The following is an 11,519-nucleotide window of genomic DNA, read 5'->3' on the forward strand; positions in this document are numbered from 1 at the left end:
GCCTTCTCCCGGGGAAGACCCGAGGCGAGACCGGAGTCTCACGGCCCGGCGTTCGAGAAGACCGGACGTACCCTCAGCGACCGGAGCCGGGGAATTCGGGGTTCGTCCACGGCACCGAGCCGAGGAGGATGGCGCCATGACGGACATCGTGTACTCCGGGGAATTGACGGTCCTCAGCGACGAGACGCTGCAAGACGTCCTGACGAATTGGGTGCGGGCTCCGCTGTTCCCCTCCGCCCGTTTCCGGCGGGGGGAGCGAGAGCACGAGGGCGAGGACCTTTCGCTCCACCTCCGCCTGGAGGAGAGCCCCGGTACCCTGAGCCGCGAGCAGCGCTGGTCGGGCGCGGTCAGGTATCTCCTGTCGGGCGCCGTCAAGGCCTCTGTGTCCGAGGCCGAGGAACGTCTGCGGGCCCTGGGCGCCGCCTGCTCCGAGGTCGCCATCGTCTGCCGTCTGGAGTACAGGACCCCCGGGGAGACCGACGCCCGTGAGATACCCGTCCCCCGTCCGAAGATCGCCTACTCCGTGCGCATAAGGACGAGGCAAGGCCGCTCTTACTACAGCAACGTCTACGCGTACTCCCTGGAAGAGGCGTACGCACGCCACGGTACGAGCGGTTTCGAGGGCGCCGAGATCGACATCGTCCAAGCCAGGGCCGACGACCTGGAACGGGCCGAGCGGGGCCTGAGCTACCCCTGACGGCCCGGCCGCCGTGGAAGGCGTAGCCGTCCTCTCAGCCGACCTCGATCCTTATTTGGAGCTCGCCGTTCGTGCCACCAAGATGAGGACGTTGGAGATCATGGGTCGTCGAGAGGCCTCGACGTGAACGGGACAGCCCAGGCCGTTGAAACACTACTCCGGGTCGACGGTGTCTACCGCCTGCACGCCGGGCATCGACTTCAACCATTGCCTCACCGCGTCGACCTTCTCCATGCGCTGCTGTTGTGAGTAGGGAGGGCTGCACGTGGAGAACGTCTTGCGTAGCCGTCCCCGAGCCGATGTCCTCTTCGGTCTTCGCGGTGTATCCGAGGGGAGCACCCAGTTCTCAAGCTGCGCGCTGGTTGGTTTGGTAAGGGTTGTCCGCGGTCTCGGTCAGCGTATGGCCGACGAATACGGCGGCCGCGATGAGGTCTCGGCTTGCCATTCGGGTTCGGGCGGCAGGGCCAGCAACTGCTGAAGCCGGTCGCTGTCAGCCGCTCGGCGGGTTCCTTGCGCAGCAACCCGCTGATGACGGGCGCGAGAGGGCCCGAGTGGACGGCGGGAGCGGGCTCCTCGGTGGCGACGGCGACGAGGACCGCCCCAGACTGGGCCCGCTGAACGGTGGCCACACGGACCCCCGGTCGCCGTTCTCGTGCGACTGCGCGGGCGGCTGCTCTTCGACCCAAGCCGACTTGATGCTCAACGAGCGGAGAGGTGGCAGAGGCTTGGTGCAGGCTGGAGATCACCTGTTGGGCCAGAATCTCGATCCACCTCAGCGCAGGGAAAAGGCAAATATTGCCGGTTGTGGACTTTTCGTCGGATCTTGTTCCCCTCGGGTTTGGAAGGAGCGGAAGATTGCGCGGTGTCCATACGGCGTCGGATCGTCATCATTCTGTCGGTGGCGGCCATAGGACTGTCGGTGGCCGGGTTTGGCGCGCTGGTCGTCTACTTGGGCCTGGAAACGGCGGACCAGCTCGGCAGCGTGGTTGGTGCTTTCATGGGAACGGCCGGGCTGGTCGTAGCGGCGGTTGGCCTGTCGCAGGCACAGCGTTCTCAGCGGGAGATCGCCGGTGTCAGGGGCGAACAACTGCTCGGACTGGCTCAGGCGGCGCAGACCGCCTCCGCCATCCCTGTGCGGGTACGGCATGGCCTGCCCGCCGACCTCGCGGACTTCGTCGACCGGGAAGAGGAACTGGCGCGGATAGAAATCCGGACACGGCATACAAGGCCAGGGCCACCCACCATCTGCACGATCAGCGGAATGGCAGGGGTCGGCAAAACCGCGCTCGCGGTGCGGGCCGCACACCGGATCGCGGGTGCCCACCCGGACGGCAGGTATTTTCTCAACCTGCATGCCTATAGCTCGGATCGGCCACCGGTGACAGTGGAACGGGCGCTGGAGGCACTGCTGGGCGCGCTGGGCATCCCGGCTCGGCAGATCCCCGAGACCTTGGAGGAACGGGCTTCGTTGTGGCGCTCGGAGACCTCGGATTCCCGGATCCTGCTTCTTCTCGACAACGCCGCCGACGCCGATCAGGTGCTGGCCCTCCTTCCCTCCGGCCCGAGCGCGGTGATCGTCACAAGCCGCCGCCGCATGGCCGTGGACGGAGGCTGCACCATAATGCTGGGCACTTTCGACGATCGTGACGCCATCAGGCTCCTAACCCGGTCCGTGGACCGGGAACGAGTGGCGGGCGCCGCGAACGAACTGCAGGACATCGCCTCTCGTTGCGGTCACCTGCCTTTGGCCCTACGGCTCGTCGCTAGGCAGTTCGTCCTTCATCCCACCTGGAGCGTCCGAGATCTGCTCGCGGAGCTGACCGCTGACCGATCTGGGCGTGAAATGGTGCTTATGGGGCATGAAGTGCTGATGTCAGCTTTCGACCTCTCATATGAATCGCTAGATCAGGAGCAGAGACGTTTCCTGCGCAGGCTGGTGCTTCACCCCGACCATGACTTCGGAGTTCACGCCGCCGCCGCGCTCGACGGTGCGACGGTCGTCGACGTCACAGAGCGACTGGATGCCCTTGTCGGCCAGAACCTGCTCGAAGAACCCATGTACCGGCGCTACCAGCTGCACGACCTCGTACGCGAGTACGCGAGGCACCGCGCGAGTGAGGACGCACCCGGCGAGGTCGCCGCTGCCAGGAACCGGCTCATCGACTACTACACGGTGATGACGATCCGAGTCGACAGGATCATCAACCTCCTCGGATTCCGGGACATGGAGGGTGCCGTCGATATGAGCCCGGCGGTCCTGCCGTCGTTCTCCGACCATGCGGAGGCCGTTGCATGGTTGGAGAACGAGCGGCCCACCGTGCACGCCTGCGTGGAGCTCGCGGTGAACACCGGCGAAGTAGCGCGCGCCGCACGCCTGGCCCGCGCCATGGCCTATTTCCTGCGTCTCAAGGGATACTGGACCGACGCGGCGGAACTGTGCCACAGGGCGGCGCGATGGTGCGACGAGCTGGGAGACCACGCCTGCGGAGCCGACATGAGGTTTCTCGAGGGCGATATTGCCCGGCTCACCTGTGACCACGAGAAGGCGCTGACGCTCTACCGGCAGGCGTTGAACATCTACAGGGAACTCAACGACGCGCACCACGAGGCGAGAGCTCTGCACTCCATCGGCGATCTAGAACGCATGCAGCTGCGCTATGACGCCGCTATAGGCATCTACGAGCAGGCACTCGCCTCCTACCGGGACGCGGGCAATCGCCTCGCAGAGGCACGCGCCAAGCACAGTATCGCGGACGCGCACCGTCTTGCCGGCCGCGGCCCGGAAGCCATGGACCACTACCAGGCCATCCTCCCGGTCTACCGGGAGTTGGGTGACGCGGTGGGTGAAGCACGCGTGCTGCACGGCATCGCGGACGTCCAGGTCATGTCCGGTCTCGGAGCTCGAACTTTGGAGGATCTGCAAGGGATCCTCCTCACCTACCGTGAGCTGGGAGACCGACTGGGGGAGGCCGACGCGCTATACAGCCTGGGAGCCGTGTACGTCGAGACCGGCCAGGAGCCCGAGGCGCTCTCTCATCTGGAGAACTGTCTGGACGTGTACAGAACGCTCGGAGACAAACGTAAGGAAGCCGACACCGAAAGAGCCCTGGGAGACCTCTCCCTCGCACTCGGCCGACGGGAGGAAGGGGTCCGCCATCTGCGGCGCGCCTTCGCCCTGCTAGAGGATGTCTCATCGCCCCTAGCCGCAGAAGTGCGCTCGCAGATCGACCAAGCTGAAGGACCGTCTTGATCGGGCGCCGTCCAGGCGAGACCCCAGTCGGCCACTCGGCGTCGATCTCTGCTTCTCGGCCGCCGACAGCCCAGCCCGATTCGCCGCCAGGTCGGAAGCTGCCAGCAGCCCCAGCACTTCTTGAGGGCGTCGTCCACGCCGGCGAACGCCTCGTCGAGCGCGACCAGGCGGGGCACGTGCGGGTGCGCCGAATGGTACTGGGGGAGGCCGCCGCGAACAGCGGGAGCGACACCGTCAGGACCTGCTCGCCTCCGACCGGGATCCGCCGTCCTGCCTGAGAGCCTCGGCTATGTCCTCGGGTCGGAGATGGACGATGAAGCGGCGCTTGGCGAACGCGGAGACGCGCATCACCCGCTGGTACAGCTGGTTGTTCGGCGCGTCTACGTGTGCGAACGGCCGCGTTTGCGGTGGCTGAGACACGACTTTCGTAAGCTAACTCAATTCACCTATGCAAATGGTCGCTTTGTTTGGGCCGAGAATCTCACATGAGTATGGTCTCGTCGTCCGACTGACGAGCCAGGACCGGATGCAATCCCTGAACCGCGGAGGCACCCCGATGACTCTGGTTTGAGAGGAGCCGTGCCAGCGCGTCCGCGACCTGGCGGAGTTCACCGCACCCGTTGGTTCCCCCGCCACACCGCGTCCGCCGGTCAGTGCCCTCGAACCGCATGTGACCCGGTTCCCGGCTGAGCCGTCATCGGCCCCCGGCCGGTTCTCGTGCCGGGGGCCGTATGGGTCAGTTCTGGTTCCAGGCGACGAGGTCGGCGGGCTTGTTGGTGATGATGCCGTCGACGCCGGCGGCTTCGAGGGAGGTCCACTGGGTGGGGGAGTCGGAGGTCCAGGCCATGACGGCGATGTCGGCGTTGTGGAGGGCGGTGATGGCGGAGGGGCGGGCGAGGAGGGCGGAGGCGCTGGGGTTGTAGGCGGTCAGGCCGAGGTCGGCGGCGACGGCGGCGGGGTCGGCGTCGAGGGTGCTGCGCAGCAGGCCGAGGGGGAGTTCGGGGGCGAGTTCGCGGACGTACCGCAGGGAGGCGGTGTCGAAGCTCTGGACGAAGACGTGGGGGGTCATCTGCTGGGCGCGGATCACTTCGATGATCTTGGCGACCTGGGCCTTGGTGTGGGAGCCCTTGATCTCCAGCAGGAGCCTGCCGCCGCGGGCGCGCAGGTCGGCGAGCTGCTCGGCGAGGGTCGGCATTCTCTCTCCCGCGTACTGGGGGGAGAACCAGGAGCCGGCGTCCAGGGTCTTGAGGTAGGCGGAGGTGCGGTTGCGGATGGCGCCGGTGCCGTCGGTGGTGCGGTCGACGGTGCTGTCGTGCAGGACGAACGGGACGCCGTCGGAGCTGGGCTGCACGTCGTTCTCGATGAGGTCGGCGCCGGCGCGCAGGGCGAGGTCCTGGGCTGCGAGGGTGTTCTCGGGGGCCGCCGCCGACGCGCCGCGGTGGGCGATGACGGTGACGGGGGCGCCGGAGGAGCGCAGGTGGGCGTTCCGCGGCAGTTCGGTGATCTTGATGTTGTCGAAGGAGACGGTCGCGCCGTTGACGAACAGGGCCTGCCCGCCGTTCGCCGACCGCACGAGGCTGCTGGTGCGCATCACCTCGGTGCCGTCGAAGCTCCAGCGGGCCTGGGTGCCGTGCACCTCGATGGACACCTTGACGTTCCGTCCGGTGCCCGCGGCATAGGGCGCGGCGGCGGTGTCGGTGACGTTCCAGGTGTTGGCGGTGGTGCGCTGGGCGAACTCCAGCCCGTTGGACGCGGTGCTCCCGCTGCGCATGGTCGCGATCCACCAGGGGGTGGCTCCGCTCGCGGGGACGTCCAGGCCGAGGGCCGCCCAACGGCTCGTGCTGACGACGCTGTCGAACCGGACGTCGGCCTCGAACCGGAAGTCGTTCAGCTTGCGCCCGAAGGTGATCTTGTTGTTGGCGCCGTTGGCGGCCGTCCCGACCAGTCGCCCGTTCTGCACCGACCAGGTGCCGTCGACCGCGTTCCAGCCGGACGGCAGGGTTCCGCCGGAGAAGGTCTCGGAGACGATCACGTCGCCGGGTGCGGCCGAGGCCGGAGCCGAGGTGGTGACGGCGGTCAGGGTCCCGCCCGCGAACGCCAGCGCCGCGATTCCTGTCAGGATTTTTCTGAGGTCCATGAGCGCGGACGTTAAATACCAACATAAAACGTCCGAAGGCCTCTGAATGATTGCCGCTGGAATAGCAGGTATTCAACAGGATTTCTGTCGAATAAATGTCCACGGGGTCAATGCCCCGTGAATGTCTTGCTAATTAATATATTTCTTCTTGAAATTATGGTTTTTCTGTTCTCGCTCGGCGAGGGCCTCGAGTTCGGCCACCGCTTTGTCGGTGGCCGTTTCGGCGGCGATCTCGGCGGCCATGCGCTGGGCTTCACGCCGGTGGGAAGGGTCGTTGAGGACGCGGTCGACCGCGCGTGCGATCGTGCGGGGTGGGGCGCTCTTGCTCACGGTGACTCCCGCGCCGGTGCGCTCGACGTGCCGTGCCACCTCGCCCTGGTCGCGTCCCTGTGGGATGCAGACCAGCGGCACGCCGGCGGCCAGGGATTTGACGGCCGTCCCGTGGCCTGCGTGGGTGATCGTCACGGCGGCGTGGCGCAGCACGGCGCTGTGCGGTGCCGCCGCGGTGACCAGGACGTTGCCCGGTGCGCGGATCGTCGCCGGGTCCACCGCGGGGCCGGTCGTCAGCAGAGCGCGCACCGGCAGCGTGCCGAGGGCCTCGGCGATACGTTCAAGCGGCCGGTGCTGGTTCATGAACGACGAGCTCAGGCTGACCAGTACCAGTGGCGCGTCGCCCGACGGCAGTTCCGGCTCCTGTTTCCCGGCCCAGGCGGGGTCGTCGAGTCGTGCTCCGACGTGGTGCACGTGGGCGGGGAAGGGGCGTCTGGGGTGGTCCAGCGCGCGAGGGGAGAGGACGAGGCAGCGGTCGACGCGGTCGAACGCGTCGATGACCGCATCCACCGGCGGGAGGCCGTTCGCGGTGCGGGCGCCGTTGAGCGCCGGCAACCCCTTCGCCCACGGCCTGACGGTCATCCCTGTCAGGAGCCGGTCGCGCAGGCGCCCGAGCGGGCCGGTGGCGGGTTCGAGTCCCAGGCCGAACGGCGGGCCTCCTGGGGTGGGGAGCGGGTAGAGGGTCGTCACGAGTGAGGCGACCGGGACGCCGGCGGCCTCGCCGGCGGTGAGCGCGCCGAGCAGCACATATTCGGTGACCAGCACGTCAGCGGGATGGGCGCGCAGCTCCGCCAGGGTGTCCCGGGCGTAGTCGGCCGCGGGCCCGCAGACGATGCGGTCCCGCAGCCGCGCGAATTCGCCCAGCGGCGTGCGGGCCTCGAAGTCCTTGATGATGTCCTTGGCCGGATCGGAGGTGTCGCCCTGAGGCGCGGTCGTCCAGTCGACCGGCTCCACGCCGGCGGCGGCGACCTCGTCGTGCAGGGACCTGTCGGCCAGCACCCGGACGCCGTGGCCGCGTTCGCGCAGCGCACGGGCGACGGAGAGGGCGGGCGGCACGGCTCCGCCGCCTGCCCACAGCGCGAACAAGAAGTCCTTACTCATTGTTTCCCTTTCGCGGGTCGATCGAGTGCAGCAGGTCGCACATGGCGCGTTCGGCGGCCTGGCGTGACAGCCCGAGGTCTCGCCGCCACAACTTCCACAGGTAGAGGTCCGTGGCGGCGTAGTGCAGGGCCAGCGCGTGCTCGCGGGCGGGGCCCGGGGCCGGAAGGCGGTCGGCGAAGACCTGCTCCAGCCACGCCCGATGCTGGGCGCGCGCGTGGGCGGCGGCGCGGGCGGCCGCCGGGACGCGGTCGATCTGCGCGATCCACAACACGTTGGCGTCGCCGTGTTGTTCGTAGTCCTCGAACAGCACGGCCACGATCGCCTTGACGTCGCCGGTCGGCGCCTGCCGGAAGTCCGCCGTTTGGGACGCCACCAGGTCGGCGGCGGCGTCGGCGAGCCCGTCCTTGCCGCCGAAGTGGTTGACGATGGTCTGCACCGACACGTCCGCCTCATCGGCGATGTCCTGCAGCGTGACCTCGTCGTTCCATCGCCGCATCCACAGCCCGAGCGCGGCCTCCAGGATCCGCGCCCGCGTGGCCTCCACCGCCGCGGCCCGAGCACCCATGCGGTAGGAGCGCTTCCCCGCATTTTCCATGGAGTGGAAACTACATTCAATTGACTGTGGATTCAAGCTAAATTGGGTCGCTCACGCTCGGGCTTCCCGGTACCGACACCTCACCGGTCCGGAAGGAGGGACTGGCGGGCGATGACGACCTGCTGGACCTGGCTGGTGCCCTCGTAGATGCGGAACAGGCGAGCGTCCCGGTAGAAGCGTTCGACCGCGACGCCGCGCATGTATCCGGCGCCGCCGTGGACCTGGACGGCGCGGTCGGCGATGCGGCCGACGGCTTCGCTGGCGAAGTACTTGGCGCAGGAAGGACCCATCCGGGTGTCGGAGCCGTCGTCGAACGCGCGGGAGGCCTCCATCACCAGGGAACGCGCCGCGTACAGGTCGGTCTGGGAGTCGGCGATCAGGCCCTGGATGAGCTGGAACTCCGCGATCGGCCGCCCCGACTGCCTGCGCTCCAGCGCGTAGGAGACCGTCTCGTCCACCAGGCGCTGGGCCATCCCGACGCACAGGGCGGCGATGTGCAGGCGGCCGTGCGCCAGGCAGCGCATCGCCGTGATGTAGCCCTCGCCGCGGCCTTCCGGACCGCCGATCAGAGAGTCCTGCGGCACCCGGACGTTCTCCAGGTGCACCTCCGCCGTCCAGGCGCCGTGCTGGCCCATCTTGCGGTCCTTCGGGCCGACGGTCAGGCCGGGAGTGCCGGCGGGGACGAGGAAGACCGAGATGTCGCGGGACGCCTTCTCCTTCTCCCCGTGCCGGGCGAAGACCATGAAGACATCGGCGACCGGGGCGTTGGTGATGTACCGCTTGCTCCCGGACAGGACGTAGCCGCCGTCGACCTGGCGGGCGGAGGTTTTCAGGCCCGCGGGGTCCGAGCCGGCCTCGTCCTCGGTGAGGGCGAAGGAGGCGGTCCACTCGCCGGACGCCAGCCGGGGCAGGTGCGCCTTCTTCTGCTCCTCGGTGCCGCCTTCCATGAGGACGTGTCCTGCGATGCCGTTGTTGGTGCCGAACAGCGAGCGGAACGCGGGCGTCGTGTAGCCGAGTTCCATGACGAGCCGCGCCTCCTGCGCCATGGACAGGCCGAGCCCGCCGTACTCCTCGGGGACCGCGAAACCGTACAGGCCCATTCGGGTCGCGGCGTCCCGCAGTTCGGCGGGCAGCTCGTCGGTCTCGTCTATCTCGGCTTCACGGGGGACCACCCGCTCCCGCACCAGGATGCGCACCGCGTCGACGATCTCTTTGACGTCGTTGTCGTCCATGTGGCCCGACACCTCATTCTTCTCGGCTCTTGTCGCTGGATGCTGGACGTGTCGCGGGGCTCAGCCGCGGGGCACCTCGCGCCAGGGCCTGCCCTCCCACGGGTCGGGCTCCTTGGGCAGCCCGAGCACCCGCTCGGCGAGGATGTTCTTGTTGACCTCGCTGGTGCCGCCCTCGATGGTGTTGGCGCGGCTGCGGAGCATGCCCCGCACCTCCGGCGGCATGCTCTCGGCGTAGGCGGCGGGGTCCGTGCCGGCGCCCTCCCAGGCGGTGGCGCCCAGGCCGAGCATCCGCGCGGCGGCGGCCTGCATGCGCTGGTTGAGCTCCGATCCGTGGACCTTGCCGATGGAGCTCTCCGGGCCGGGAGGCAGCCCTGCCCTGAGGCCGGCGCGGACGCGCATGTTCGTCCAGCCGCGGATCTGCTCCTCGCACCACAGCCGGACGAGTTCGTGCCTGGTCCCCGCGTCGTCCCAGCCGTAAGGGAGCCCTCGTTCGGCGCGTTCGCGGGCGAGGTTGATCAGGCGGCGGCTGCCCGAGCCGCCGATCCTGTCGACGCCGCCGGAACCGGAGCCGGAGACCATCTGGCGTTCGCCGCTGAGCGTCGCCCGCGCCACGCGCCAGCCGTCGTCGACCTCTCCGATCCGCTGGGAGTCGGGAACGAAGGCGCCGTCGAGGAAGACCTCGTTGAAGTCGATCTCACCGCCGATGTGGGGGAGCGGGCGGACGTCCACGCCGGGCTGGCGCATGTCGATGAGGAAGTAGGTGATGCCCTTGCGCTTGGGGGCGTCGGGGTCGGTGCGGGCCAGCAGCACTCCGAAGTCCGCCAGGTGCGCCCAGGTCGTCCAGACCTTCTGGCCGGTGACGCGCCAGCCGTCGCCGTCGCGTTCGGCCCGGGTGGCCAGCGAGGCCAGGTCGCTGCCGGCGCCGGGCTCGCTGAAGAGCTGGCACCAGACCTCCTCGTTGGCGACGATCTTCGGCAGGAAGCGCAGCCGCTGCTCGTGGGTGCCGTGCGCGAACAGGGCCGCCGCCGTGAGGTTCAGCCCCAGCGGGTTGAGCCTCGGCAGGTGGTAGGGCGCCAGCATCCGTTCCGCGGTCTGCGCGAGCCTCCTCGACCAGCCCAGTCCTCCGTACTCCACCGGCCACTGCGGCACGACCAGCCCGCTGCGGGCGAACGCCGGGTACCACTGGCGGTACTGCTCCGGCGTCCGGACGGTGCGCACCAGGCTGGGCCCGCCCCGCTCGCCCGCCTCCCGCCAGGTCTCGGGCACCTCGCGGGCGATCCACCCGGCGACGGCCGCCCGTACCTCCTCGTCGTCGCGGCACTCGGCCAGGGAGGAAATCTCGCTCATCTCCTACTTCCTCTGTTCTTGAGGGAACGGGGCAGGACGCCGCTTCAGGCCCCGGGCCTCGCTCAGCCCGGTCTCCAGGGCCCGCCAGAGCGCCCGTTTGGTGGCGGCGACGGCTTCGGGGTCGTTGCCCGCGATGTGTTCGGCCAGCCGCTGGGCGGCGGGGCGCAGCTCCTCCGGGGCGACGACCTCGCTCACCCAGCCCAGGCGGAGGGCCTCGGCGGCGGTGACGCGTTCGTGCGCCCCGGTTAGGGCCATACGCGCGACGGGGCCGAAGGACGCCCGGCGGGCCAGGGCGATGGTCTCGAAGGCGCTGACCTGTCCGACCGAGACGTGGGGGTCGAGGAAGGAGGCCTTCTCCGAGGCGATGACGAGGTCGGAGTCGACGACGAAGTGGAGGCCGCCGCCGGCGCAGACGCCGTTGACGGCGGTGACCACGGGTTTGGCGACGCCCAGGTGCCAGGCGGTCAGCTGGAGTTCGGCGCGTTTCGTCCGGCGCGACATCTCGCGGAGCGCGGCGGGATCGCGGTTGAGCTGGACGACGTCCAGGCCCGTCTGGAAGGCCCTGCCCTCGCCGGTGACGACGATCGCGCGCACGTCCGGATCGGCGTCCAGCGCGCGCCAGGCCTCGGGGAGGGCGGCCATCATCTCGGCGTCCATGGCGTTGCCGACCCGGGGGCGGTTGAAGATCAGCCAGCCGACGGGCCCGTGCCGCTCGACCAGCAGGGTCTCGCTCATTCTCGACCGGCCTCCCTGTGCTTCACGCCGTTTCGCGCATAGTTTATATTTGATATCCCTATCATGGGAGAGGGCAGGGCCGTGAGCCGAGGAGA

The 11,519-nt window shown here is 68.9% G+C and carries 9 protein-coding genes; 2 read left to right on the top strand and 7 right to left on the bottom strand.

Features of this window, described 5'->3' with window-relative positions; genetic code table 11:
- Positions 1-136: 136 nt before the first annotated feature.
- The gene (locus ABGB12_RS10135; protein WP_347676302.1) at positions 137-697 is read left to right on the top strand and encodes a hypothetical protein; all 561 of its coding nucleotides are present in this window, start codon (positions 137-139) and stop codon (positions 695-697) included.
- Positions 698-1,559: 862 nt separating this feature from the next.
- Positions 1,560-3,947, top strand: a complete 2,388-nt coding sequence (locus tag ABGB12_RS10140) for a tetratricopeptide repeat protein (protein ID WP_347676304.1) — start codon at positions 1,560-1,562, stop codon at positions 3,945-3,947.
- 234 nt (positions 3,948-4,181) lie between these two features.
- Here ABGB12_RS10140 and ABGB12_RS10145 read toward each other — a convergent pair whose 3' ends face one another.
- The 7 genes from ABGB12_RS10145 to ABGB12_RS10175 all read right to left on the bottom strand — a co-directional run bounded on the left by ABGB12_RS10145 (position 4,182) and on the right by ABGB12_RS10175 (position 11,424).
- The gene (locus ABGB12_RS10145) at positions 4,182-4,367 is read right to left on the bottom strand and encodes a DUF2397 family protein (protein ID WP_347676306.1); all 186 of its coding nucleotides are present in this window, start codon (positions 4,365-4,367) and stop codon (positions 4,182-4,184) included.
- Positions 4,368-4,683: 316 nt separating this feature from the next.
- Positions 4,684-6,084, bottom strand: coding sequence for a glycerophosphodiester phosphodiesterase family protein (locus ABGB12_RS10150; RefSeq protein ID WP_347676308.1), 1,401 nt, complete (start codon positions 6,082-6,084; stop codon positions 4,684-4,686).
- A 129-nt stretch (positions 6,085-6,213) separates the two neighbouring features.
- Positions 6,214-7,515 (bottom strand): glycosyltransferase, encoded by a 1,302-nt coding sequence (locus ABGB12_RS10155; protein WP_347676310.1) that lies wholly within the window; start codon positions 7,513-7,515, stop codon positions 6,214-6,216.
- Entirely contained in the window at positions 7,508-8,110 is a 603-nt protein-coding gene (locus ABGB12_RS10160) for a TetR/AcrR family transcriptional regulator (protein WP_347676312.1), read from the bottom strand. Before ABGB12_RS10160 ends, ABGB12_RS10155 begins: the two co-directional genes overlap by 8 nt.
- Before the next feature lie 80 nt (positions 8,111-8,190).
- Entirely contained in the window at positions 8,191-9,342 is a 1,152-nt protein-coding gene (locus ABGB12_RS10165) for an acyl-CoA dehydrogenase family protein (protein WP_347676314.1), read from the bottom strand.
- 60 nt (positions 9,343-9,402) lie between these two features.
- The gene (locus tag ABGB12_RS10170; protein ID WP_347676316.1) at positions 9,403-10,689 is read right to left on the bottom strand and encodes an acyl-CoA dehydrogenase family protein; all 1,287 of its coding nucleotides are present in this window, start codon (positions 10,687-10,689) and stop codon (positions 9,403-9,405) included.
- Between the two features lie 3 nt (positions 10,690-10,692).
- A complete protein-coding gene (locus tag ABGB12_RS10175) occupies positions 10,693-11,424 on the bottom strand; it encodes an enoyl-CoA hydratase/isomerase family protein (protein ID WP_347676318.1) in 732 nt (243 codons plus the stop codon).
- Positions 11,425-11,519: the final 95 nt, after the last annotated feature.

It is taken from the genome of Actinocorallia sp. B10E7 (assembly GCF_039871655.1).
In the GTDB taxonomy this organism is placed as follows: Bacteria; Actinomycetota; Actinomycetes; order Streptosporangiales; family Streptosporangiaceae; genus Actinocorallia.